Source organism: Streptomyces sp. NPDC047042 (genome assembly GCF_040644035.1).
Classification (GTDB): Bacteria; Actinomycetota; Actinomycetes; order Streptomycetales; family Streptomycetaceae; genus Streptomyces.
The window spans coordinates 13,961-36,929 of the sequence record NZ_JBEYVP010000021.1 but is presented as its reverse complement, the minus strand read 5'-3'; the positions used below and the strand labels follow the sequence as shown (position 1 = coordinate 36,929).

Annotated in this window: 23 protein-coding genes and 1 pseudogene; 19 read left to right on the top strand and 5 right to left on the bottom strand. The window is 71.1% G+C overall.

Annotation, left to right across the window (positions count from 1 at the left end):
- The first annotated feature begins 72 nt into the window (after nucleotides 1-72).
- A complete protein-coding gene (locus ABZ855_RS24655) occupies nucleotides 73-996 on the top strand; it encodes an aldo/keto reductase (protein WP_360810198.1) in 924 nt (307 codons plus the stop codon).
- A gap of 102 nt (nucleotides 997-1,098) precedes the next feature.
- The gene (locus ABZ855_RS24650) at nucleotides 1,099-2,079 is read left to right on the top strand and encodes a hypothetical protein (RefSeq protein ID WP_360810196.1); all 981 of its coding nucleotides are present in this window, start codon (nucleotides 1,099-1,101) and stop codon (nucleotides 2,077-2,079) included.
- A 380-nt stretch (nucleotides 2,080-2,459) separates the two neighbouring features.
- Here the strand turns inward: ABZ855_RS24650 and ABZ855_RS24645 are convergent, their stop codons facing one another.
- A complete protein-coding gene (locus tag ABZ855_RS24645; RefSeq protein WP_360810194.1) occupies nucleotides 2,460-2,618 on the bottom strand; it encodes a hypothetical protein in 159 nt (52 codons plus the stop codon).
- Between ABZ855_RS24645 and ABZ855_RS24640 the strand changes: the two are divergent.
- Nucleotides 2,568-2,805 (top strand): annotated as a pseudogene (locus ABZ855_RS24640) (transcriptional regulator); the annotation flags it as partial. The gene ABZ855_RS24645 and the pseudogene ABZ855_RS24640 sit on opposite strands and share 51 nt — an antisense overlap.
- Here the strand turns inward: ABZ855_RS24640 and ABZ855_RS24635 are convergent.
- Nucleotides 2,792-3,199 carry a PIN domain-containing protein gene (locus ABZ855_RS24635; protein ID WP_360810192.1) on the bottom strand — a complete coding sequence of 136 codons (408 nt, stop codon included), beginning with the start codon at nucleotides 3,197-3,199 and terminating at the stop codon, nucleotides 2,792-2,794. The pseudogene ABZ855_RS24640 and the gene ABZ855_RS24635 overlap by 14 nt on opposite strands.
- A complete protein-coding gene (locus ABZ855_RS24630; protein WP_037678561.1) occupies nucleotides 3,196-3,471 on the bottom strand; it encodes a hypothetical protein in 276 nt (91 codons plus the stop codon). The genes ABZ855_RS24635 and ABZ855_RS24630 overlap by 4 nt, the downstream gene beginning before the upstream one ends.
- A 487-nt stretch (nucleotides 3,472-3,958) precedes the next feature.
- Here ABZ855_RS24630 and ABZ855_RS24625 point away from each other — a divergent pair, with 487 nt between their 5' ends.
- From ABZ855_RS24625 to ABZ855_RS24550, 16 genes are all read left to right on the top strand, one after another.
- Nucleotides 3,959-5,425, top strand: a complete 1,467-nt coding sequence (locus tag ABZ855_RS24625; RefSeq protein WP_360810190.1) for an FAD-dependent monooxygenase — start codon at nucleotides 3,959-3,961, stop codon at nucleotides 5,423-5,425.
- Nucleotides 5,426-5,482: 57 nt separating this feature from the next.
- Nucleotides 5,483-5,821, top strand: coding sequence for a TcmI family type II polyketide cyclase (locus tag ABZ855_RS24620; RefSeq protein ID WP_360810188.1), 339 nt, complete (start codon nucleotides 5,483-5,485; stop codon nucleotides 5,819-5,821).
- Nucleotides 5,818-7,086 carry a beta-ketoacyl-[acyl-carrier-protein] synthase family protein gene (locus ABZ855_RS24615; protein ID WP_360810186.1) on the top strand — a complete coding sequence of 423 codons (1,269 nt, stop codon included), beginning with the start codon at nucleotides 5,818-5,820 and terminating at the stop codon, nucleotides 7,084-7,086. Before ABZ855_RS24620 ends, ABZ855_RS24615 begins: the two co-directional genes overlap by 4 nt.
- Nucleotides 7,083-8,297: a ketosynthase chain-length factor gene (locus tag ABZ855_RS24610; protein ID WP_360810184.1), complete on the top strand. Its 1,215-nt coding sequence runs from the start codon at nucleotides 7,083-7,085 to the stop codon at nucleotides 8,295-8,297. Before ABZ855_RS24615 ends, ABZ855_RS24610 begins: the two co-directional genes overlap by 4 nt.
- A gap of 41 nt (nucleotides 8,298-8,338) precedes the next feature.
- On the top strand, nucleotides 8,339-8,599 hold the full coding sequence (locus ABZ855_RS24605) for an acyl carrier protein (protein WP_360810182.1): 261 nt from the start codon (nucleotides 8,339-8,341) through the stop codon (nucleotides 8,597-8,599).
- A gap of 37 nt (nucleotides 8,600-8,636) precedes the next feature.
- Entirely contained in the window at nucleotides 8,637-9,419 is a 783-nt protein-coding gene (gene fabG / locus ABZ855_RS24600) for a 3-oxoacyl-ACP reductase FabG (protein ID WP_360810180.1), read from the top strand.
- 42 nt (nucleotides 9,420-9,461) lie between these two features.
- On the top strand, nucleotides 9,462-10,406 hold the full coding sequence (locus ABZ855_RS24595; protein WP_360810178.1) for an aromatase/cyclase: 945 nt from the start codon (nucleotides 9,462-9,464) through the stop codon (nucleotides 10,404-10,406).
- A 51-nt stretch (nucleotides 10,407-10,457) separates the two neighbouring features.
- Nucleotides 10,458-11,642: a cytochrome P450 gene (locus ABZ855_RS24590; RefSeq protein ID WP_360810176.1), complete on the top strand. Its 1,185-nt coding sequence runs from the start codon at nucleotides 10,458-10,460 to the stop codon at nucleotides 11,640-11,642.
- Between the two features lie 59 nt (nucleotides 11,643-11,701).
- Complete coding sequence (locus tag ABZ855_RS24585) at nucleotides 11,702-11,917, top strand: ferredoxin (protein ID WP_360810174.1); 216 nt, start codon at nucleotides 11,702-11,704, stop codon at nucleotides 11,915-11,917.
- 71 nt (nucleotides 11,918-11,988) lie between these two features.
- Nucleotides 11,989-13,332 (top strand): FAD-dependent monooxygenase, encoded by a 1,344-nt coding sequence (locus ABZ855_RS24580; RefSeq protein ID WP_360810172.1) that lies wholly within the window; start codon nucleotides 11,989-11,991, stop codon nucleotides 13,330-13,332.
- Nucleotides 13,329-14,558: an FAD-dependent oxidoreductase gene (locus ABZ855_RS24575; RefSeq protein ID WP_360810170.1), complete on the top strand. Its 1,230-nt coding sequence runs from the start codon at nucleotides 13,329-13,331 to the stop codon at nucleotides 14,556-14,558. The genes ABZ855_RS24580 and ABZ855_RS24575 overlap by 4 nt, the downstream gene beginning before the upstream one ends.
- Entirely contained in the window at nucleotides 14,555-16,873 is a 2,319-nt protein-coding gene (locus ABZ855_RS24570; RefSeq protein WP_360810168.1) for an SDR family oxidoreductase, read from the top strand. The genes ABZ855_RS24575 and ABZ855_RS24570 overlap by 4 nt, the downstream gene beginning before the upstream one ends.
- A gap of 38 nt (nucleotides 16,874-16,911) precedes the next feature.
- Entirely contained in the window at nucleotides 16,912-17,871 is a 960-nt protein-coding gene (gene fabD, locus ABZ855_RS24565; protein ID WP_360810166.1) for an ACP S-malonyltransferase, read from the top strand.
- Nucleotide 17,872: 1 nt separating this feature from the next.
- Nucleotides 17,873-19,417 carry an acyl-CoA carboxylase subunit beta gene (locus tag ABZ855_RS24560; RefSeq protein ID WP_360810165.1) on the top strand — a complete coding sequence of 515 codons (1,545 nt, stop codon included), beginning with the start codon at nucleotides 17,873-17,875 and terminating at the stop codon, nucleotides 19,415-19,417.
- A complete protein-coding gene (locus ABZ855_RS24555) occupies nucleotides 19,414-19,608 on the top strand; it encodes an acyl-CoA carboxylase epsilon subunit (RefSeq protein ID WP_360810163.1) in 195 nt (64 codons plus the stop codon). The genes ABZ855_RS24560 and ABZ855_RS24555 overlap by 4 nt, the downstream gene beginning before the upstream one ends.
- A 19-nt stretch (nucleotides 19,609-19,627) precedes the next feature.
- Complete coding sequence (locus tag ABZ855_RS24550) at nucleotides 19,628-20,644, top strand: acyltransferase domain-containing protein (protein ID WP_360810161.1); 1,017 nt, start codon at nucleotides 19,628-19,630, stop codon at nucleotides 20,642-20,644.
- 7 nt (nucleotides 20,645-20,651) lie between these two features.
- Here the strand turns inward: ABZ855_RS24550 and ABZ855_RS24545 are convergent, their stop codons facing one another.
- Both ABZ855_RS24545 and ABZ855_RS24540 read right to left on the bottom strand, forming a co-directional pair.
- The gene (locus ABZ855_RS24545) at nucleotides 20,652-21,395 is read right to left on the bottom strand and encodes a TetR family transcriptional regulator (protein ID WP_360810159.1); all 744 of its coding nucleotides are present in this window, start codon (nucleotides 21,393-21,395) and stop codon (nucleotides 20,652-20,654) included.
- 39 nt (nucleotides 21,396-21,434) lie between these two features.
- Complete coding sequence (locus ABZ855_RS24540) at nucleotides 21,435-22,922, bottom strand: MFS transporter (protein WP_360810157.1); 1,488 nt, start codon at nucleotides 22,920-22,922, stop codon at nucleotides 21,435-21,437.
- Nucleotides 22,923-22,969: the final 47 nt, after the last annotated feature.

Here is a 22,969-nt window from a genome sequence, read left to right as displayed (position 1 = left end):
CTGCCGACTGAGCCCGCGTCCCCCTCGCGTCCGCATGCGGGCTGCGCGCACCCACCACGATTGGACCGAACCATGACCGCAACGAACTCACTCATCACCCTGAACAACGGCGTACGGATTCCCGCCCTGGGACTCGGCGTCTACCAGAGCGCCCCCGAGGAGACCACCGACGCGGTCCTGACCGCGCTGCACGACGGCTACCGGCTGATCGACACCGCCGCCGCCTACTTCAACGAGCGGGAGGTCGGCGAGGCGATCGCCCGCTCCGACGTGGACCGTTCCGAGATCTTCGTGACGACCAAGGTGTGGATCAGCGACTACGGCTACGACTCCGCGCTGCGGGCCTTCGACGTGAGTCTGCGCAAGCTGGGCATCGAGCAGCTCGACCTGTGGCTGCTGCACCAGCCGCTGCCGTCCGACTTCGAGAGGACGATCGCGGCGTACAAGGCGGCGGAGAAGCTCCTCGCCGAAGGGCGCGTCCGTGCGATCGGCGTGTCGAACCAGACGCCCAAACAGCTCGACGAACTCATCTCCCGCACCGACATCGTGCCGGCCGTCAACCAGATTCAGGTGCACCCCTACTACACCCAGGGCGAGTGGCGCGCAGCGAACGAAAGCCACGGCATCCTGACCCAGTCGTGGTCGCCCATCGGCGGCTCCTACGTCTACCGGGGCGCCGACACCAACCCACTCGAAGACCCCGTCATCACCGCCCTGGCCGACAAGTACGCGAAGACACCCGCGCAGGTCGTACTGCGCTGGCACCTCGACCACGGCTTCTGCGCGATCCCCAAGTCCGTCAAAGCCCATCGCATCGCCGAGAACTTCGACGTCTTCGACTTCGCCCTGACACCCGACGAGGTGGCCGCGATCGACGCCCTCGACACCGGCGTACGCGGCGGACCCGACCCGGACTCGCTCAACCTGGACAACGCCGGCTTCCCGATCCCCGACCAGGGGCTCCCAGCCGATCAGGCACGTCGTCAGCGCCACTGACGCCCCACTCCGGCCGGGCCCACCAAGTCCCGGAACACCTCGATACCCGTGCGGCACCGACGCAAGGAACGAAAGAGCGCAATGAACACGAAAGACAAATCCATGAAGAAGCCATTCAAGCTCGCGGCGATCTCCGCGACCGCAGCCATCATCGTCTCGGCACCGTACGCGTCCGCCGCGACCGGACACGCGGACGCGCAGCCCGCCGTCACCCACGTGAAGACCGTGGCCGCCTTCGACTTCGCCACCGGCGACGTGCCCGAGAACATCACTGTCGCCCCGGACAATTCACTGACCGTCTCCATGGTGGGCACCCCCGCGGGCGAACGGCCGGCACTGGTACGGATCGCACCGTCCGGGCACCGCACGGTGCTGGTCACCGGGCAAAAGGGCGACGGAATCACCGGCAACACCCGCGGCCACGACGGCACCGTCTACTACAACGTGTGGTCCTCCGACGCCTCCCGCAACGGAGTGTGGAAACTGCCGCCCGGCGGCACTCCTCACCGCATCGCGGCATTGCCCGCGGGCGGAGTCCCCAACGGTCTGGCCATCGATCCGGCCGGGCGCACCTTGTACGTCGCCGACAGCCAGATGGGCACCGTCTGGTCCGTGCCGGTCTCCGGCGGCCTTGCGACCGCGTGGCTGGTCCACCCGGCCCTCGCGATCAAGGCATCCGCGCCCGTGCCGTACGGTGCGAACGGACTCCGTTTCCACAACGGCGCCGTATGGGTCTCCAACCTCAGCAAGGCAACCCTGCTGCGGATCCCCGTCACCGCCACCGGAGCTGCGGGCCGGGTCCACGCCGTCGCCAGCGGCCTCACCGGCATCGATGACTTCAACTTCCTCAGCGATCACTCCAACGTCGTGTTCGCCGCGCTGAACACGCAGAACCAGATCGCGGTCGTCTACCCGAACGGCACCACCAGGACCGTGCTGACCGCTTCGGACGGCCTCGCCTCGCCCACCGCCACCGCGGTGCGCGGAAAGCGGCTGTACATCACCGACGGCGGACTCAACGAGCCCCACGACGCGCAAGTGCAGAGCGGGAAGATCGACCTCGGCGCGCTGCTCTCACACTGAGCACCCGGCAGCTCACAGCAATTCACAGGGCGTGGCCTGCGGGGATGATCGTGGGCCGCGGCGCGGTGGCCGGGGTCTTGGAAGACCTGCTCGGCGACCGGCTGGGTGGACTCGGTCCTGCACGACTGTCCGGTCGGTCGGGTGGTTGCGGGGCGGTGGTCGGCGTAGGCGATCGCGGCGAAGGCTGCGGCGCCGGCACCGATGAGCAGGGCCGGGCGGAACGGGAGGCGCCGACATCGGTACGGCAGCGGGTTCGGGTGGTTCATATGGGTGCTACGTGAGGGGTGCGGGGGCGTGCGCCGCGGGTGTCCGCGCGGCGCAATGACGGGTGGTAACTGGGCGACGTAGCCGCCATCGACGGGCAGGGCGACGCCGATGACTTAGCCGATGCCGCCGGGGCCGCTCAGCCACAGGACGGCCTGGGCGATCTCATCGGTGGTTCCGATCCGGTCGATGGCCTGGCCCGATTCGGCCTGGCGGCGGTCGAGTTCGCCGCCCACGACGTCCGCTACCGCGGCACCGGGGTAAAGCGCTTCCACCACGCGACGGTCGGCGAGTTCACCCTCGCCTTCGAGGGCCTGGAGATGGCCGCCGAACCCGGCCTCACCCTCACCGTCTACACGGCTGAACCAGGCTCGCCCTCCGAGGAGGGGCCTGCGCCTGCTCGCTTCCTGGGCCGCCACCCAGGGGGCCACCGCACCCGCGCGCTCGGTCAGACGTCCTTGATCTGTACGCGGTCGCCGCACAGGTTCGACCAGTCGTCGCGGTCCGAGGTCAGCACGAGGACAGGCGTCGGGGAGCGGAGCGCCATCGCGGCGACGAGAGCGTCGATGGCGTACTTGTGGCCGTGCAGGCCACCGGCGTCGCTCAGCAGCTGCACCGCGGTGAGACTGTCCGCCTGTGTGACGCCTTCGACCTGAAGCCGGGAGAGAACCCAGTGGAGCCGGGCGGTGTCCGTCTTGCCGTAGACGGCCTCCACCACGGTGAGGGGTGACACGAGGACAGGCACGCCTACACGCCGAGCGGCCTCGATCCGGGTGACCATCTGGCGGTCGTTGCGCAGGAGCAGCGACAGAGCCTGGGAGTCCAGAACCAGAGACCTGGCTGCGGGTGCCTTCATGCGGCGCTGTCGCCGGATGCGTACGGCGCCGGTGCGTCACCGAACAACTCGTGCTGCGCGGCCTGGACTTCGGCCTCGCTCAATGGTTCGTGCTCGGCTTCGTAGGCCGCGACGATCTCGGCGAGGCCGTCCATCGCCAGCTGATGCCGGACCGCCGCCGTCACGTACGCGGACACGCCGCGCTTGCCGGTGCGCGTCCGCAGAGCGCCGAGGAGTTCCGATGGCATCGAGACGGAGATGTTCTCCGTGCCGCCGGGGCGGGATGACTTCATGCAGCCAGTCTAGTACAGAAACTATTACATAGGGGGTTCGACTCTTCGGGGTCTGACCCCTTCCGGCAGACGGCCTCCATCACCCTCAGGGCCGACACGAGGACCGGCACGCCTGCGCGTCGAGCACCAGGGACCCGGCCGCGGGCTCCTTCACGCGGTGCCGTGCGGCCCGCAGCGTCGGCAGCGTAATTTGCGTGGCCCTGTCATTCGTGCGAATTCCTTGACAGTGCCCTGCCCGATCCCTGACGGAACCGATCTTGTATCCCGGGCCGGATGCGAAGAAGCTGGATACCAGAGTCCGGTGCTGTGTCTTCGCAGCCCGCGCGGCCCCCCTCTCGCGGCGCCGCATCCCTCGGCATCTCCGCCCCGCACATACGACCCCGCGCAGCCCCGAACGGTCCTCACCGTTCGGGGCTGTTGTCGTGCCGCCGTGGGGGCCGGGCCCGCCGTGACCGAGTTCCCGAGGACCCGAAGGAGAGGCAGACGTATGGACAGCGCGGTGATCGTGGTGGGCGCGGGCCCTGTCGGGCTGATGCTTGCCGGTGAGTTACGACTGGCCGGCGTGCCTGTCGTCGTACTGGAGCGGCTGGCCGGGCCGACCGGGCAGTCGAGGGCACTCGGGTTCACCGTGCGGACCATGGAGGTGCTCGACCAGCGGGGCCTGCTGCCGAGGTTCGGCGAGGTGCAGACCAGCCCGATGGGGCACTTCGGCGGTCTGCTCGTCGATTTCGGCCCGCTCGACAGCCGGCACCGCACCTCCCACGGCATTCCCCAGTCCCGCACCGAGGAGGTGCTCGGCGAATGGGCGGCCGAACTGGGCGCCGACATCCGGCGCGGCCACGAAGTCGTGGGGATCGAGCAGGACCCCTACGGCGTCGAGGTCCGCGCCGTCGGCCCCGACGGCCCTGTGTCGCTGCGTACCTCCTACGTCGTCGGCTGTGACGGTGGCCGCAGCACGGTCCGCCGACTCGGCGGGTTCGACTTCCCGGGCACATCCGGAACGTACGAGATGATGCTCGCCGACCTGAAGGACTGCGACATCGAGGCCCGGCCGTTCGGCGAGCGGCTGACCGGCGGGGTCGCCATGGCCGCACCGCTGGGTGACGGTGTGCAGCGGATCATCGTCAAGGAGCACGGCGTCCCGGTGCGCGGCGAGCCCGCCGACTTCCCGGCCGTGGCGGCGGCCTGGCAGCGGATCACCGGGCAGGACATCAGCGGGGCGACCCCGGTGTGGGCCAGTTCGTTCAGCGACGCCAGCCGCCAGACCTCCAGCTACCGCAGGGAACGGCTGCTGCTGGCGGGGGACGCCGCCCACATCCATCTGCCGGCCGGCGGCCAGGGAATGAACGTCGGTCTTCAGGACGCCGTCAACCTCGGCTGGAAGCTCGCCTCCGTCGTCGGCGGCTGGGCCCCGCCCGGCCTGCTCTCCAGCTACCACAGGGAGCGGCACCCGGTCGGTGAGCGGCTGCTGATGAACACCCGGGCCCAGGGGCTGCTCTTCCTCGGCGGCGAGGAGGTGCAGCCGCTGCGCGATGTGCTCGGCGAACTGATCGCGCTGCCCGAGGTGGCCCTCCAGCTGGCCCGCATGGTCACCGGTCTGGAGATCCGTTACGAGGTGGGGCCCGGCGAGCATCCGTTGCTCGGTCGCCGTGTCCCGCATCAGGAACTGGTCGCCGGTGACGGCGGGGTGAAGACCAGCACCACCGAACTGCTGCGGTCCGCCCGCGGGGTTCTGTTCGATCTCGCCGACAGCGCCGCCCTGCGCAGGACGGCATCCGGCTGGGCAGGGCGCGTCGACGTCTTCAGCGGCAGCCCGCACGAGCCGGAGCCGGGCAGCCCCCTCTCGGGTGCCGACGCCGTGCTCGTACGCCCCGACGGCCATGTCGCCTGGGTGTCGCCGGGCGCCGGTGAGCTTTCCCGGGAGCTTTACCGCTGGTTCGGCGCACCGCGCTGATCCGCTCCGCTCCGCCCCCACAGGAAATTCCCGACGGACAACACGAAGAGGACACGGATGCACAGCACTCTGATCGTCGCCCGGATGTCTCCGGAATCGTCCGCCGAAGTGGCCCAGCTCTTCGGCGCGTTCGACGCCACCGAGATGCCCCACCGGATGGGGACCCGGCGTCGCCAGCTCTTCTCCTACCAGGGCCTCTACTTCCACCTCCAGGACTTCGACCACGACGGAGGTGGTGAGGCGATCGAGGAAGCCAGGACCGACCCCCGGTTCCAGCGGATCAGCGCCGACCTGCGGCCCTTCATCGACCCGTACGACCCCGCGTGGCAGACCCCGTCGGACGCGATGGCCCGGCGCTTCTACCTGTGGAACCCGAAGGAGGGCGATTCCCAGTGAGCCGACGTGTAGTCATCACCGGCATCGGCGTGGTGGCACCCGGCGGGACCAGCGCGAAGGACTTCTGGTCCCTGCTGACCGCCGGGCGCACCGCCACCCGCACGCTGTCCTCGTTCGACCCGACGGGCTACCGGTCCCGGGTCGCCGCCGAAGTGGACTTCTTCCCGGCGCAGCACGGCCTCAAGGCGCAGGAGATCCGCCGGATGGACCGGGCCGCGCAGTTCGCGGTCGTCACCGCCCGCGAGGCGGTCGCCGACAGCGGTATCGACCTGGCTGCCGTGGACCCGGCCCGGATCGCGGTCACCATCGGGAGTGCGGTAGGGGCCACCATCAGTCTGGAGAACGAGTACCGCGCCGTCAGCGACGACGGCCGCCTCACCCTCGTCGACCACACCTACGCCCCGCCGTACCTCTACAACCACCTGGTGCCCAGCTCGTTCGCCACCGAGGTCGCCTGGGCGGTGGGCGCGGAGGGCCCCAGCAGCGTCGTCTCAACCGGCTGCACCTCCGGGATCGACTCGGTCGGGTACGCGGCCGAGCTGATCCGGGAGGGCGCCGCCGACATCGCGCTCACCGGCGCGACCGAGGCCCCCATCTCGCCGATCACCGTGGCCTGCTTCGACGCCATCAAGGCGACCTCCACCTACAACGACGACCCCGAGCACGCCTCCCGACCGTATGACCGCAGCCGTACCGGCTTCGTGCTCGGCGAGGGCTCGGCCGGGTTCGTCCTGGAGGAACTGGAAAGCGCCCGGGCGCGCGGCGCGCACATCTACGCGGAGATCTGCGGCTACGCCTCCCGGTGCAACGCGTACCACATGACCGGGCTCCGCTCGGACGGCGCGGAGATGGCCGAGGCGATCCGGGTGGCGCTCGACGAGGCCCGGATGAACCCCGATGACATCGACTACGTCAATGCCCACGGTTCGGGCACCAAGCAGAACGACCGCCATGAGACGGCCGCGTTCAAGACCACCCTCGGCGAGCACGCGTACCGCGTCCCGGTCAGCTCCATCAAGTCGATGATCGGCCACTCGCTGGGCGCCATCGGCGCGGTCGAGATCGCCGCGTCGGCACTGGCCATCGAGCACAACGTGGTGCCCCCGACCGCCAACCTGCACAACCCGGACCCGGACCTCGACCTCGACTACGTGCCGCTGAACGCCCGTGAGTGGCGCACCGACTCCGTGCTCACCGTGGGCAGCGGCTTCGGCGGCTTCCAGAGCGCGATGGTCCTGGCTCGGCCCGACAGGAGGACCGTATGAGCACGTCCGTCGTCGTCACAGGACTGGGAGTGACCGCGCCCAACGGCCTCGGCACCGACGCCTACTGGGAGGCCACCAGGCAGGGCGTCAGCGGTATCCGGCCGGTCGGCCGGTTCGACGCCTCCCAGTACCCCGCGCGGTTGGCCGGTGAGGTGCCCGGCTTCGTCGCCAAGGAGCATCTGCAGAGCCGGCTCATCCCGCAGACCGACCACATGACCCGGCTCGCGCTGGCCGCCGCCGACTGGGCGCTGGCCGACGCCGGGGTCAAGGAGGGAGACCTCGCCGAATTCGACGCCGGGGTGATCACCGCGGCCTCCGCCGGCGGCTTCGAGTTCGGCCAGCGCGAGCTGGAGAACCTGTGGAGCAAAGGCGGCAAGTACGTCAGCGCCTATCAGTCGTACGCCTGGTTCTACGCCGTCAACACCGGCCAGATCTCCATCCGGCACGGCATGAAGGGCCCCAGTGGGGTCGTCGTCAGCGACCAGGCGGGCGGACTCGACGCGCTCGCCCAGGCCCGCAGGCAGATCCGCAAGGGCACCAAGCTGGTGGTCTCGGGTGGTGTCGACGGCTCCATCTGCCCCTGGGGGTGGGTGGCCCAGATGGCCGCCGACCGGATGAGCACCGCGACCGACCCCGGCAGGGCCTATCTGCCCTTCGACCGCGGAGCGCGCGGCCATGTGCCCGGCGAGGGCGGTGCCCTGCTGGTGCTGGAGGCCGCCGAGCACGCCCGGGAGCGGGGCGCCGAGGTCTACGGCGAGATCGCGGGCTACGGCGCGACCACCGACCCCCGGCCCGGCAGCGGGCGTCCGCCCGCGCTGTCCCGCGCCCTGCGTCTTGCCCTCGACGACGCGGGCGTGGCGCCGGACGAGGTGGACCTGGTCTTCGCGGACGCGGCCGGCGTGCCCGACCTGGACCGGGCCGAGGCCGCCGCGATCAACGAGGTGTTCGGCACCGGCCTGGTCCCGGTGACCGCACCCAAGACCATGACCGGCCGCCTCTACTCCGGGGCGGGCTCGCTCGACGTGACGGCGGCCCTGCTGTCCATCCGGGACGGTCTGATCCCGCCCACCGTCAACGTGACCGCCGACCCCGCGTACGGCCTCGACCTCGTCACCGGTGCCCCCCGCGCCGCCACGATCCGCACCGCCCTGGTCATCGCCCGTGGCTACGGCGGGTTCAACTCGGCCCTCCTGGTGCGCGCCGCCGACTGATCCGACGCCCGACGACCCGCTCGACGAAAGGACCGGTCCTCATGACCGCCAACATGTTCACCCTGAACGACCTCCGCCGCATCCTCCGTGAGGGCGCGGGTGAGGAGTTCGACCTCGACAGCGACATCGACGATGTCACGTTCGTGGACCTCGGCTACGAGTCGCTGGCCCTGCTGGAGACCGGCGCGCGCATCAGCCGCGAGTACGGCATCGAGTTGGAGGACGAGACCCTCATCGACGCCGAGACCCCCCGCCGTCTGGTCGACGCCGTCAACGCGCTGCTGCTGGCCACCCGCGCCTGAGGCACCCCCTCACCCATAAGAGAAGTCTGGAGTGAACATGACCGAGCAGCAGCGGGTCGCCCTGGTCACCGGTGCGACCAGTGGTATCGGCCTCGCCGTGGCCAGGACGCTGGGCGCGCAGGGCCACCGGATCTACCTCTGCGCACGGACGGAGGAATCCGTCACGGCCACCGTCAAGGAACTGAACGAGGAGGGCCTGACCGTCGACGGCAGGGCCTGCGACGTGCGGTCGGCGGACGACATACGGGCTTTCGTGCGGAGTGCGGTCGACACCTTCGGCACGGTCGACGTGCTGGTGAACAACGCCGGCCGCAGCGGCGGCGGGGTCACCGCCGACCTCGCCGACGAGCTGTGGGCCGATGTCATCGACACCAATCTCAACAGTGTCTTCCGGATGACCAGGGAGGCCCTCACCACCGGCGGCATGCGCCACAAGGACCGCGGCCGCATCATCAGCATCGCCTCCACCGCCGGCAAGCAGGGCGTCGTCCTCGCCGCCCCCTACTCGGCCTCCAAGCACGGTGTCGTCGGTTTCACCAAGGCCCTCGGCAACGAACTCGCCCCCACCGGCATCACCGTCAACGCCGTCTGCCCCGGGTACGTGGAGACGCCCATGGCGCAGCGGGTGCGCGCCGGTTACGCGGCGGCGTACGACACGACCGAGAACGCCATCCTCGAGAAGTTCCAGGCCAAGATCCCGCTCGGCCGCTACTCCACTCCCGAGGAGGTGGCGGGCCTCGTCGGCTATCTGGCCTCGGACGTGGCCGCCTCCATCACCGCGCAGGCCCTCAACGTCTGCGGCGGCCTCGGCAACTTCTGAGCCAGACGTCAGCCACCGTTCCCAGCGAGGAGTCGAACCCCCATGCCCCAGCAAGGCCTGCGCGAGGTCGAACACGAGATCACCGTGTCCGCCCCGGCCGCCGACGTCCACCGGCTCATCGCCGACGTGGCCAACTGGCCGCGGATCTTCCCCCCGACCGTCCACGCCGAGCAGCTCGAACGCCACGGCGCCGACGAACGCATCCGTATCTGGGCCACCGCCAACGGCGAGCCCAAGAACTGGACCTCGCGCCGCACCCTCCATCCGGACACGCTGCGCATCGACTTCCGGCAGGAGGTCTCCGCACCCCCCGTCGCCGCCATGGGCGGCAGCTGGATCATCGAGGAACTGTCGGCCGACACCAGCCGGGTCCGGTTGCTGCACGACTACCGGGCGGTCGGCGACGACCCCGAGGCGCTCGCCTGGATCGACCAGGCGGTGGACCGCAACTCCCGGACAGAGCTGGCCGCCCTCAAGACCAACGTGGAACTGGTGGCCGGCGACAGCGGGGTCCTGCTGTCGTTCGAGGACAGCGTGCCGATCGACGGATCGGCCAAGGACGTCTACGACTTTCTCAACGAGGCGAATCTCTGGCAGGAGCGGCTGCCGCACGTGGCCTCGGTCCGGCTCGGCGAACCGGCGCCCGGCCTGCAGACCCTGGAGATGGACACCCGTACCAAGGACGGCTCGACCCACACCACCGCCTCCGTCCGGGTCTGCTTCCCGCACCAGCGGATCGTCTACAAGCAGACCACCCTGCCGGCCCTGATGACCCTGCACACCGGCTACTGGCTTCTCGAGGAGGACGGGAACGGCGTGCGCGCCACCTCTCAGCACACGGTCGCGGTCAACACCGCGAACATCGCCTCCATCCTCGGCCCCGACGCGGGCATCGCCGAGGCACACGAATTCATCCGCGCGGCCCTCAGCGGCAACAGCCGCGCCACCCTCGGCCACGCGAAGGCGTACGCCGAGAGCCGTCGCTGATCCACCGCCGCCCCAGCCCCTCATCAGGAGCTTCTCCACCAGGAGTCCCTCATGCTGTTGACCCAGATACCCGCGTCCGACATCGATCCGTACACCGACGAGTCGATCCTCAATCCCTACGACGCCTACCGCACCCTGCGCGACCTGGGGCCCGTGGTCCGGCTCGACCAGTACGGTGTGTCGGTCGCCGCCCGCTACCAGGAGGTCTACGAGGCGCTGCACGACCACGAGTCGTTCATCTCCGGCGAGGGCGTCGGCATCACCGAACAGCTGAACAAGGCCCAGCACGGCAGCAGCCTCACCAGCGACCCGCCGTACCACGACCTGGTGCGGGGCCTGGTCGCCCGCCATCTGACCCCGAAGGCGCTGCGCGAGGTCCAGGGGTACGTGGAGGACTGGGCGAACCGGCTGGTCGACGAGCTGATCGCACGCGGGGAGTTCGACGCCGTCACCGACTTCGGGCAGGCGTTCCCGCTGGCCATCGTGCCCGACCTGCTGGGCTGGCCGGTCGAGGAGGGCCGGGAGCGGCTCCTCGACTGGGCGGCAGCCGGCTTCAACGCCTTCGGCCCGCTCAACGAGCGCACCATGGCGGGATTCCCGCTGCTGAAGGAGATGGGCGAGTTCCTGCACCGGATGTCGGTGCCGGGCAATCTGCGTCCCGGTTCCTGGGGAGCGCAGCTCGTCGAGGACGCCCAGGCCGGGAAGATCGCGGGCGAGCTGCTGCCCGCCCTGCTCGGCGACTTCCTCGCCCCTTCGATGGACACCTCGGTCAGCGCGCTCTCCAGCATGCTGTGGCTGTTCGGTGAACATCCCGGCCAGTGGGACCTGCTGAAGGCGGAACCGTCCCTGGCGGGCAACGCGTTCAACGAGATCGTCCGGAGCGAATCCCCGCTGCGCGGCTTCACCCGGCTCCTGACCAGGGACCGGGTCCTCGGCGGAGCCGAGCTCAAGGCGGGCTCGCGGATGCTCCTGCTGTACGGCTCCGCCAACCGCGACGAACGGCAGTGGGACAACCCGGAGACCTTCGACATCACCCGCCCCAACGCCGCCGAGCACCTCGGCTTCGGCCACGGCATCCACGGCTGTGTGGGCCAGGCGCTGTCGCGGCTGGAGGGCCTCTCGTTGCTGGACGCGCTGCTGCGCAAGGTGCGGCGAATCGAGGTGGGTGCGCCGACCTGGCGGTTGCACAACACCATCCGCGGCATCGAGACCCTGCCCGTCGTGCTGCACCCCTGAGAACCCGGCTCCCGCACGGCACAGGAGCGCCGACACATGATCACGAGGAGCGCCGACGCATGAAGCTGTCTGTCGAATTCGGCCGGTGCGAGGGGCATGGCCTGTGCGAGGAGGCCGCACCGGAGCTGTTCCGGCTCGACGACGAGGGCGATCTCGTCGTGCTCTACGACCCGTCCGCAGAGGTTCCGTCCGGGCAGGAACCGGCCGCCGAACGGGCCGTGCGGGTCTGCCCCGTCGGGGCGCTGCTGCGCCGCGACCACTCCCAGGCCGGCTGACCGGGCCCGTCGGGCCCACAACGGGCCCTCGGGTCCCGGGATTCCACACGCGAAGCGAGGAGGTGACCGCCATGGCGGACCGGGTCGGCGACCATGCCCTGGTGCTGGGCGGCAGTATCGCGGGGCTGCTGGCCGCGCGGGTGTTGTCGGAGGCGTACACGCGGGTGACCGTGGTCGACCGCGACGAGCTGTCCGGGGGACCGGGGCCACGCCGAGGGGTCCCGCAGGGGCGGCAGATCCACGGTCTGTCGCCCCGGGGCCAGCAGGCTCTGGAAGAGCTGTTCCCCGGCTTCACCGAACAGATGGCCGGGGAGGGCGCCCCGGTCGAGGACACCGTGGCGCGCGGTGACTGGTTCTTCGGCGCCCGACCGTTGAGGAAGGCCCCCAGCACCCTGGTGACGGTGGCGTCCAGCCGCCCCTTCCTGGAGTCCCGCATTCGCGCACGGGTGCGGGAGCTGCCCGGGGTGACCCTCCTGGAGGCCCACGAGGTCACCGCGCTGACCACCGCGCCCGGCCACGGCCGGGTCGACGGTGCCCGGGTCCGCGACCGGGCGACAGGCGGCACCGAGCGGGAGATCGAGGCCGATCTCGTGGTCGACGCGATGGGCCGGGGCACCCGCACCCCGTCCTGGCTCACCGCGCTGGGCTATCCCCAGGTCCAGGAGGACAGGCTGGAGATCGGCGTGGGATACGCGACCCGCGAGTACCGGGTGCGGCCCGGGGCCCGTTACGACGGACGGGCGATCATCGTCATCGCCTCGCCGGAGAACCCGCGGGGCGGCATCTGCGCCCAGATCGAGCGGGGACGGATCCAGCTCACCGTCAACGGTGTGCTCGGCGACATGCCGCCGACCGACCCCGGCGAGTTCGAGGCGTACGCCAAGTCCCTTCCGGTACCCGACCTCTACGAGGTGACCCAACAGGCCGAGCCGCTGGGCGATCCGGTGGCACACCGCTTCCCGGCGAGTGTGCGCCGCCGCTACGAGAAACTGTCCCGCTTCCCCGACGGTCTGCTGCTCGTCGGGGACGCGGTGTGCAGCTTCAACCCCGTGTACGCGCAGGGGATGACGATGGCCGCCTTGGGCGCCCTGACCCTGCGCGGTCATCTGCGCGACGGGACCGAACCGCGCCCGCTGCCCTATCTGCGCGACCTCGCCCGCGAGGCCATCGCCCCCTGCTGGGACACGAACTCCGTGAACGACCTGCGCTTTCCCGGGGTGAAGGGCCACCGGACCCCGAAGACCAGGTTCATCCAGGCGTACAGCGGTCTGGTGCAGCGAGCCGCCGCACAGGACGCCGTGGTCAGCCACGCTCTCATCCGGGTGCTCTCCCTCGCCGACCCGGGCACCGCGCTGCTGCGTCCTCGGATACTGCTGCGCGTCCTGAGCAACGCCCTTGCGGGAAAACCTCGGTGACGGGGCATCACGGGATTCGACGGCTGGTCGTGGTCGGTGCGTCGCTGGCCGGCCTGCGCGCGGTCGAGGGCGCCCGCACGGCCGGCTTCACCGGCGAGATCACCCTGATCGGCGCGGAGAACCACCTGCCGTACGACCGTACGGTGCTCTCCAAGTCCTTCCTCGACCACACGGACCTCGATCCTCCCGTTCCGCACTATCGCGAACGAGCAGAGCTCACAGACGAGTTGGGGGTACGTCTGCTGCTCGGCGCGCCCGCCGAGGGGCTCGACGCAAGGGCCCGCACCGTAGCGGCGGGCGGTCGGCAGGTGCCGTACGACCGGCTGATCGTCGCGACCGGGGTACGGCCCCTGCGGCTGCCCGGCGCCGAGGACCGAAGCGGTGTGCTGAGCCTGCGCACGGTGGCCGACGCCCGCGCACTGCGTGAGCGGCTGGCCGGTGCCCGCCGGGTCGTGGTGGTGGGCGCCGGGTTCATCGGCGCGGAGGTGGCCTCGGCGGCCCGCGCCCGGGGCGCCGAGACCACCCTGATCGACGCGTCGCCCACCCCGTTGGCCCGCGCCGTGGGCCCGGAACTCGGCCTGCTGCTCTCCCGGATGCACACCACGCACGGTGCCGGCCTGCGCTGCGGGGTGGGCGTCGCCGAGGTGGCGCCCGACCGGGTGGTGCTCTCCGACGGCACCGCGCTCGACGCCGACCTGGTCGTCACCGGGATCGGCGCGCGGCCCGCCGTGGAATGGCTCGCCGGGTCCGGACTGCGCCTGGACGACGGTGTGGTGTGCGGCCCGGACCTCGCCGCCTCCCTGCCGGGGGTCTACGCCGCGGGCGACGCCGCCGGCTGGTACAACCCGCTGTTCGAGCGTGTGATGCGGCTGGAGCACTGGACCAACGCCGCCGAACAGGGCGGGATCGCCGCCCGCAACGCGCTCGGCGCGAACGAGACGTGCGCCACCGTCCCCTACTTCTGGTCGGACTGGTACGGGGTGCGGATCCAGTTTCTCGGCGTGCCGGATGCCGAGCACACCGAGATCTTCGGCGATGTCGACGGCCACCGTTTCGTGGCGCTGTCGGGTTCGGGGGACCGGCTCACCGGAGTGCTCCTGGTGAACCGGCGCGGTGACACCACCAAGTACCGGCAGCTGCTGCGTCGCCGCGCCGGCTGGCGCGAGGCGCTGGACTTCGCCGCCCGCCGCGAGGCGACGGCCATGACCGTGGGAGTGAGACCGTGACCGTACAGGTGATCGTCGTCGGCGGAGGCCCGGTGGGCCTGCTGCTCGCGGGCGAACTGCGCCTGGGCGGCGCCGAGGTGACCGTCCTGGAACAACTCGCCGAACCGTCGCAGGAGTCCCGTGCCACCACCCTGCACGCACGCACCATGGAACTTCTCGATCAGCGCGGCCTGTTGGAACGCCTGGGCTCGCAACCGCCCCCGAACGAACCGCGCGGCCACTTCGGCGGCCTCCCGCTGGGCCTGGGCGCCACCGACAGCCCGTACCCCGGTCAGTGGAAGGTGCCCCAGCCCCGTTTGCGGGAGCTGCTGCTGGAGTGGGCGACCGAGCTGGGAGCCGACGTCCGCACGGGCCACGAGGTCACCGGCGTACGGCAGTCGGCGGACGGCGTCGAGGTCACGGCACGGGCCGCGCGCGGCACGGTCCGGCTGACCGCTCGGTACGCCGTGGGCTGCGACGGTGAGAACAGTGCCGTACGGCGGCTCGCCGGCATCGATTTCCCGGGCCACGACGCCACCCGGGAGCTGCTGCGCGCGGATGTCGCGGGCATCGACATCCCGGACCGCCGCTTCGAACGGCTGCCCAAGGGCCTGGCCATCGCGGGCCGCCGCCCCGACGGAGCGACCCGGGTGATGGTCCACCGCTTCGGACGGCCCGCCCGGGTCCGGGCCACGGAACCGGAGTTCGCGGAGGTCGCCGCCGTATGGCGGGAGGTCACCGGCGAAGACCTCTCGGCCGGCACACCGCTGTGGGTGAACGCCTTCGGCGACGCCGGCCGGCAGGCCGCACGCTACCGGCAGGGCCGGGTGCTGCTTGCCGGGGACGCCGCCCACGCACAGATGCCGGTCGGCGGCCAAGCCCTCAACCTCGGCCTGCAGGACGCCGTGAACCTGGGCTGGAAACTGGCCGCCGAGGTCCGCGGCTGGGCTCCGCCCGGGCTGCTGGACAGCTACCACGACGAACGGCACCGGGTCGGACGCCGGGTCCTCGGCAACATCGCGGCCCAGGCCTCGGTCCTGCTCGGCGGCGAGGAGACGGCTCCCCTGCGCGCGGTGCTGGGCGAACTGCTCAGCCACGACTCGGCCGGGGAGCTGCTCGCGAACATGATCAGCGGCCTGGACGTCCGCCAGCCGGAGGGAGACCCCGGCCGGCCCTGGCTGGGTGCCCGGCTGCCGATCACGGAGCTGGGCACCGGCCTCGGCACGGCGTTCTCCACCGCGCGACTGCTCCATCCGGCCCGGGGGCTGCTGCTCGACCTCGACCCGGACGCGCCCGGCCACACGGAGCTGCGGGCACGGGCGGCACGCCGGGCGGACCGGGTGCGGGTGGTGATCGCACACGCCCCGACAAAGGGCCCGCTCGCCGGGGTCCGTGCGCTGCTGGTGCGTCCGGACGGACACACGGTCTGGGCAGACACGGCGTCCACGTCCGAGTCCGGCACGACCGACGGGCTGGAGGAGGCACTGCGGAGCTGGTTCGGAGCCACCTCCCGCCCCGAAGACTCCCGCCCCGAAGGCTCCACTCCCGTGACCCGAACGACCCTCAGGAGGAACGACATGGGAACCCTGACGAACAAGACCGCCCTGGTCACCGGCGCGAGCCGAGGCATCGGACGGGCCGTCGCCGAGCGGCTGGCCGCCGAGGGCGCGCTGGTCGCCGTGCACTACGCCCGGAACAAGGAGGCGGCCGAGGAGACCGTCACGGGCATCAGGGCGGCGGGCGGCCTGGCCTTCCCCGTCCGTGCCACGCTCGGTGTGCCCGGCGACGTCGACGCGCTGTTCGACGGCGTCGAGGAAGGACTGAAGGAGCACACCGGCGGCATCGAACTCGACATCGTCGTCAACAACGCGGGAATCATGGGCGGCGTCACCCCCGAGGAGACCACACCCGACCTCTTCGACCGGTTGGTCGCGGTAAACGCCAAGGCCCCCTTCTTCGTGATCCAGCGGGCCGTGGCGAACATGCGCGACGGCGGCCGGATCATCAACATCTCCTCCGGGCTCACCCGCTTCGCCAACCCCGAGGAGATCGCGTACGCGATGACCAAAGGCGCCGTGGAGACCCTGGCCCGCCACTACGCCAAGCACCTGGCCGGCCGTGGCATCACCGTGAACAGCGTCGCCCCCGGCATCACGGACAACGGAGGCGAGATCTTCGCCAACCCGCAGGCGGTGGAGTTCATGGCGCAGCTGTCCGCCTTCGGCCGGGTGGGCCGGCCCGCGGACATCGCCGGTGTGGTGGCCTTCCTCGCCTCCGACGACGCTCGCTGGATCACCGGCGCCTTCCTCGACGCCACCGGCGGCACGCTCCTGTGAGCCGGGTCCGGCACCCCGACAAGGAAGGAGGGATTCCCATGGGCAGAACCGCCTTCGTGTTCCCCGGCCAGGGTTCGCAGCGCGTCGGCATGGGTCTCGATCTCGTCAAACAGTGGCCGCACCTGCAGGACACGTACTACGGGCCCGCCGACGACATCCTCGGCTTCCCGTTCTCCGCCCTGTGCTGGGAAGGGCCGGCCGAAGCGCTGGCCGACATGCGGATCACCCAGCCGGCCATGCTGCTGTGCAGCGTGGCCGCGCTCGACGTGCTGCGCCACCACGGGCTGACCCCGGACGCCGTGGCGGGCCACAGCCTCGGCGAGGTCTCCGCGCTGGTGTGCGCGGGTGTCCTCGACTGGCGGTCCGCGCTGCGGCTGGTGCGCACCCGCGGTGAGCTGATGACCTCGGTCACCGAGCAGGTCCCGGGCCGGATGGCCGCCGTGCTGGGCCTGACCCTGCCCCAGGTCGAGGAGTTCTGCCTGCGGGCCGCGGCCGAGACCGGTGACGTGGTGGAGATCGCCAACCACAACGATCCCACCCAGGTCGTGGTCTCCGGGCAGCTCGCCGGCGTGGACCGGCTCTGCGAACTCGTCGGCGGAGCCGGGGCGGACAGAGTGATCGCGCTGCGGATCGGCGGCCCCGCGCACTGCAGCCTCATGGGCCGGGTCGCCGACGCGTTCGCCGAGGCCCTCGACGCCGTCCCGTTCCACGATCCCGAGCTGCCCGTCTACTCCGGCAGCGGTGGCGTCCTGGTGCGCGGCGCGGAGCACGCGAAGGAGCTCCTGCTCGGCCAGCTCACCGGCCGGGTGCTGTGGACCGACGCCGTCCGCCGGATGACCGCCGACGGTGTGGACCGGTTCATCGAGGTCGGGCCGGGCAAGGCGCTCGGCGGTCTGTGCGCACGGATCGCGCCGGGCGTGTCCACCCTGCGCAGCGGTGACGCCCAGCAGGTGCAGCAGACCGTGGAGGCCGTCCTGCGAGCCGAAGGAGCGGCCTGACATGCTTGCACGAGTGGCCGAACTCCACGCACTGCGGGAGCGGGTCCTGCGCGGCCCGAGCGAACAGGCGACCCAGGCGCAGAAGGCCAAGGGGAAACTGACCGCCCGGGAGCGCATCGAACTGCTTCTCGACGACGGGTCCTTCCACGAGGTCGAGTCCCTGCGCCGGCACCGGGCCACCGGATTCGGCCTGGACACCAAGAAGCCGTACACCGACGGTGTCATCACCGGCTGGGGCATGGTGGAGGGCCGTACGGTCTTCGTGTACGCCCACGACTTCCGCATCTTCGGCGGCGCGCTGGGCGAGGCCCACGCCACGAAGATCCACAAGATCATGGACATGGCGCTGGCCGCCGGGGCGCCCCTGGTGTCGCTGAACGACGGCGCGGGCGCCCGGATCCAGGAGGGCGTCTCGGCCCTGGCCGGGTACGGGGGCATCTTCCAGCGCAACACCAAGGCGTCCGGGGTCATCCCGCAGATCAGCGTGATGCTGGGCCCGTGCGCCGGCGGCGCGGCCTACTCGCCCGCCCTCACCGACTTCGTCTTCATGGTCCGCGAGACCTCGCAGATGTTCATCACCGGTCCGGACGTCGTGAAGGCGGTCACCGGCGAGGAGATCACCCAGAACGGCCTCGGCGGCGCCGACGTGCACGCCGAGACCAGCGGCGTGGCGCACTTCGCGTACGACGACGAGGAGACCTGCATCGCTGACGTGCGCCATCTGCTCTCCCTCCTGCCGCCCAACAACCGTGAGAACCCGCCGTCGGTGTTCTGCGACGACCCCGCCGACCGGCTGACGGAGTCCCTGCTGACCCTGGTGCCGGAGGACGGCAACCGGCCGTACGACATGACCCGGGTCATCGAGGAACTCGTCGACGACGGCGAGTACCTCGAGATCCACGAGCGCTGGGCGCGCAACCTGATCTGCGCGCTGGCCCGGCTGGACGGTCAGGTGGTCGGCATCGTCGCCAACCAGCCGCAGAGCATGGCGGGCGTCCTGGACATCCACGCCTCCGAAAAGGGCGGGCGTTTCGTGCAGATGTGCGACGCGTTCAACATCCCGATCGTCACGCTCCTGGACGTCCCCGGGTTCCTCCCCGGCGTCGACCAGGAACACGGGGGCATCATCCGCCACGGCGCGAAGCTCCTCTACGCCTACTGCAACGCGACCGTGCCCCGGATCTCACTGATCCTGCGCAAGGCGTACGGAGGCGCGTACATCGTCATGGACAGCCAGTCCATCGGCGCCGACCTCACCTACGCCTGGCCGACGAACGAGATCGCCGTGATGGGCGCCGAAGGTGCCGCCAACGTCATCTTCCGCCGCCAGATCGCCGAGGCCGACGACCCCGAGGCCGTGCGGGCCCGCAAGGTCAAGGAGTACAAGTCCGAGCTCATGCATCCGTACTACGCGGCCGAACGAGGCCTGGTCGACGAGGTCATCGACCCGGTCCGCACACGACAGGTCCTCATCGCCTCCCTGGCGATGCTCCACGCGAAACACGCCGAGCTGCCCCACCGCAAGCACGGCAACCCGCCGCAATGAGCGACCGGCGTGCGGTGCTGGTCGTACGGGGCCGTGCCGCCCCGGAGGAGATCGCCGCGGTGACCGCGGTCCTGCTGGCAGCCCTGTCCCGCGCGGCGGACGACCACGGCCCCCCGAACCGCTCCCGGGTCCGCTGGCGCCGCCCCGAACGGCAGGCCCTGTTCAGCCCGTCCCGCAGCTGGCGCAGATGACCCCCAGGAGAGCTGACCGATGACCGATGCCGACCGCTTCGGAGACGAACGGCCCGTCGCCCTGCTGCTGCCGGGGCAGGGTGCCCAGTACGCGCGGATGGCCGTACCGCTGTACGAGCGGGAGCCCGACTTCCGGGTGATCGTTGACGAGTTCCTGGAGCTGATGGGGGAGGAGGGACGACGGATCCGGGCCGACTGGCTCGGGCCGGACCCTCTCCTCCCCATCGACGCGGGACGGCGCGCACAGCCGCTGCTCTTCGCCGTCGGCTATGCGGTGGGCCTGTTGCTCCAGCAGCGCGGCCTGCGACCCGCGGTGCTGCTCGGACACAGCGTCGGCGAACTCGCGGCGGCCACCCTGGCAGGCGTGTTCGACCTGCCGGGAGCCGCCCGCATCATGCTGGCCCGCTGCCGGGTCCTGGAGACCGCGCCCGCCGGGGGACTGCTCGCGGTCGCCGCCACTCCCGAGCACGTGGAGTCCCGGCTGGACCCCGACCTCATGGAGCGGGGCCTGGTCGTCGGCGCGGTCAACGCCCCCGCGCAGACCGTGCTCGCAGGCCCGGAGACACTGCTCGGCACGGTCGACCTCGCCCTCAGGGACGCCGGACTGGTGACACGGCGGGTGCGGGCGCATGAGCCGTTCCACTCGCCCGTGCTCGACGAGGCCGCGCTCGTCTTCGAGGAGGCCGTCGCCGCCGAGTCGCCGGCCCCGCCGAGGATCACGGTCCGTTCCGCCCGCACCGGTCTCCCGGTCCGGGCGGAGGAAGCGGTCGATCCGGCGTTCTGGGCCCGGCAGATGGCCGAGCCGGTGATGTACTGGCAGGCACTGGCGGGACTCCTCGACGACGGCGAGTACGTCCTGGTCGAAACGGGCCCCGGCAACTCCCTGTCGGCTCCGGCCCGCCGCCACCGGTCCGTACGCTCCGGGGCCACCGAGGTGGTGTGCATGCTGCCCACGGAGCGGGGGGACTGCTGGGCCACCTGGACGGCGGCCCTGCGTCGTCTGGAGGCCGTGCGCGGAGGAGGGGCGCGCGTATGAGGCCGGCTCAGCCGCCGTTCCCGGCGCCCGCGCCCGCTCCCCCTTTCACCGTCACTTCCCCTTCCCCTTCCCCTTCCCCTTCCCCTTGTTCCGCATCGTCCGTCTCCGCCTTCTCCGCCTGTCCGAGGGCCGTTTCGGCGCACCCCCGCCCTTCCGGCTCGCCCGAGATCAGGGCGCGGATCACCGGTGCCGCCACCCGCACCACGTCCTCCAGGTCCGGCTCGCTGACGTCCGGCACGCGCAGCAGATAGCGGCCGCTGGCGATGCCCAGCATCATCACGGAGAACAGACCGGCCCGGATCCGGGCGTCGGGCAGGTCGATGTGCTCGGCGATGGCGTCCACGGACTGGGTGGTCACCAGGGTGCGCAGTTCCTCCGCGGCCTCCTCGCTGGTCATGCTGGTTCGCACGAGGACCGCCATCGGGCTGTCCGGACTCGACGCCCACCTGCCCAGCATGGTCCGCAGATAGTTCTCGGCGGTCGAAGCAGGGTCGGGAGTGGTCAGCTCGTCGATCGGGATGTCGAAGCGTACGGCCTCCTTGAAGAGCTGCTCCTTCGTCCCGAAGTACTGCATGACCGACGACTTGTGCGCCTCGGCGGCGTCGGCGATCAGCCGAATCGTCGCCCGCTCGTAGCCGTACTGGGCGAAGGTCCTGCGGGCGGCCACAAGGATGCGGCGCCGGGTGCGGTCGCCCTTGCCGTCCGGCCTCGGCAGGACCGGAGCGGCCTGCCCCGTTCGGCTGTGCGTCATGACGACCTCTTCCTTTCGCATGCTCACACCGACCCCCGCCTAGGACTGCCGGGGCCGTGTCGCGTTCACGGCGGCCAGGACCGTCACCATGGCCACCGCGTAGAGGCACGCCACGACCAGGAACGCCTGACCGTACCCGTGGGTCAGGGCGTCGGCAGCCCGCGCCCGCAGAGCGCCGTCGTCCTCGGCCACGGCCCGGAAGAACGATTCGGAGGCCGCCGGGAGCCGGCTGTCGGCCGCGCCGACGGCGATACCCGGTAGAAGCGACAGGCCGAGGGCGCCGCCGACCTGCGTGGTGGTCTGCAGCACCCCCGAGGCGATGCCCGTCTCCCGGGGATCGACGCTGCCGACGACCCGGATGGTCAGGGGGACGAAACACAGGCCGAGCCCCACCGAGGTCAGGAGCATGGCCGGCGCCAGATGGAACGCGTACGACGAGTCCGGGGTCAGCATGGCGAGCCACAGCACCCCGAGTACGGAGAGGGCCAGACCGGGACCGGTCACCGCGCGGGTGGGGAAGCGCGCCGCGAGACGGGGCGCGAGGAAGCCGCCGGCGACGAACATGCCGAGGCTGAGCGGCAGATAGGACACCCCGGTGCGAAGGGCCGACCAGCCGAGGATCTGCTGCATGTACAGGGTGAGGAAGTAGTACATGGCGAACATGCCCGCGCCGATGAGCAGCATGGCGCCGTACACGCCGCCGCGGTTGCGGTCCTTCAGCAGGCGCAGCGGCATCATCGGCTGCGGGGTGCTCCGTTGGAGGACCAGGAACACTCCGAGCAGGACGACCCCGAGCAGCAGTGTGCCGAGGGTCAGCGGGTCGCCCCAGCCCTCCTCGCCGCCCCGGGCGATGCCGTACACCAGCGACGTCATGCCGACGGTGCCGGTCAGCGCGCCGCGGACGTCGAGGCGGCCGGGATTGTGGCCGGCGTCCTTCAGCAGTCGGGTGCCGGCCAGGACGGCGACACCGATCGGCACGTTCACCAGAAGCACCCAGCGCCAGCTCAGGGACGCGGTGAGGATGCCGCCGAGCAGCAGGCCGAGGGTGGAGCCCACGCCGTTCATCGAGCCGTAGACCCCCATCGCCCGGCGGCGGGCGGGTCCTTCGGCGAAGGTGGCGACGATCAGGGCGAGCGTGGAGGGAGCGACGACGGCACCGGCGGCGCCCTGCAGAGCGCGGGCGGCGATCAGCACGGTCTCGTTGGGCGCCAGGCCGCCGACTAACGAGGCGAGCGTGAACACGGTGAGCCCGGCCCGGAACACCCGGCGGCGGCCGAAGATGTCGCCTGCCCGGCCGCCGATCAGCAGCAGACCGCCGAAGGCGAGCACGTACGCGGTGACGACCCAAGCCAGTCGGCCGCTGTCGATGCCGAGGTCTTCCTGAAGGCTGGGCAGCGCGATGTTCATGATCGTGCTGTCCAGGATGATCATCAGCTGGGCGGTCGCGAGCACGGTCAGGGCGAGGCCCTGGTGTTCGGGGGAGGGCGTCGCTCCTCTGGCGGCGACGGGCCGTTCTTCGACGGACATGACGACTCCTGTCAACGGTGCGGTCGGTGGGGTCGCGCGATCTGCGG

Coding starts and splice junctions, on each gene's coding strand:
- ABZ855_RS24655 (WP_360810198.1), top strand. CDS start 73: ATGACCGCAACGAACTCACTCATCACCCTGAACAACGGCGTACGGATT.
- ABZ855_RS24650 (WP_360810196.1), top strand. CDS start 1,099: ATGAAGAAGCCATTCAAGCTCGCGGCGATCTCCGCGACCGCAGCCATC.
- ABZ855_RS24635 (WP_360810192.1), bottom strand. CDS start 3,199: ATGAAGGCACCCGCAGCCAGGTCTCTGGTTCTGGACTCCCAGGCTCTG.
- ABZ855_RS24630 (WP_037678561.1), bottom strand. CDS start 3,471: ATGAAGTCATCCCGCCCCGGCGGCACGGAGAACATCTCCGTCTCGATG.
- ABZ855_RS24625 (WP_360810190.1), top strand. CDS start 3,959: ATGGACAGCGCGGTGATCGTGGTGGGCGCGGGCCCTGTCGGGCTGATG.
- ABZ855_RS24620 (WP_360810188.1), top strand. CDS start 5,483: ATGCACAGCACTCTGATCGTCGCCCGGATGTCTCCGGAATCGTCCGCC.
- ABZ855_RS24610 (WP_360810184.1), top strand. CDS start 7,083: ATGAGCACGTCCGTCGTCGTCACAGGACTGGGAGTGACCGCGCCCAAC.
- ABZ855_RS24605 (WP_360810182.1), top strand. CDS start 8,339: ATGACCGCCAACATGTTCACCCTGAACGACCTCCGCCGCATCCTCCGT.
- fabG (WP_360810180.1), top strand. CDS start 8,637: ATGACCGAGCAGCAGCGGGTCGCCCTGGTCACCGGTGCGACCAGTGGT.
- ABZ855_RS24595 (WP_360810178.1), top strand. CDS start 9,462: ATGCCCCAGCAAGGCCTGCGCGAGGTCGAACACGAGATCACCGTGTCC.
- ABZ855_RS24590 (WP_360810176.1), top strand. CDS start 10,458: ATGCTGTTGACCCAGATACCCGCGTCCGACATCGATCCGTACACCGAC.
- ABZ855_RS24585 (WP_360810174.1), top strand. CDS start 11,702: ATGAAGCTGTCTGTCGAATTCGGCCGGTGCGAGGGGCATGGCCTGTGC.
- ABZ855_RS24580 (WP_360810172.1), top strand. CDS start 11,989: ATGGCGGACCGGGTCGGCGACCATGCCCTGGTGCTGGGCGGCAGTATC.
- fabD (WP_360810166.1), top strand. CDS start 16,912: ATGGGCAGAACCGCCTTCGTGTTCCCCGGCCAGGGTTCGCAGCGCGTC.
- ABZ855_RS24560 (WP_360810165.1), top strand. CDS start 17,873: ATGCTTGCACGAGTGGCCGAACTCCACGCACTGCGGGAGCGGGTCCTG.
- ABZ855_RS24555 (WP_360810163.1), top strand. CDS start 19,414: ATGAGCGACCGGCGTGCGGTGCTGGTCGTACGGGGCCGTGCCGCCCCG.
- ABZ855_RS24550 (WP_360810161.1), top strand. CDS start 19,628: ATGACCGATGCCGACCGCTTCGGAGACGAACGGCCCGTCGCCCTGCTG.
- ABZ855_RS24545 (WP_360810159.1), bottom strand. CDS start 21,395: ATGACGCACAGCCGAACGGGGCAGGCCGCTCCGGTCCTGCCGAGGCCG.
- ABZ855_RS24540 (WP_360810157.1), bottom strand. CDS start 22,922: ATGTCCGTCGAAGAACGGCCCGTCGCCGCCAGAGGAGCGACGCCCTCC.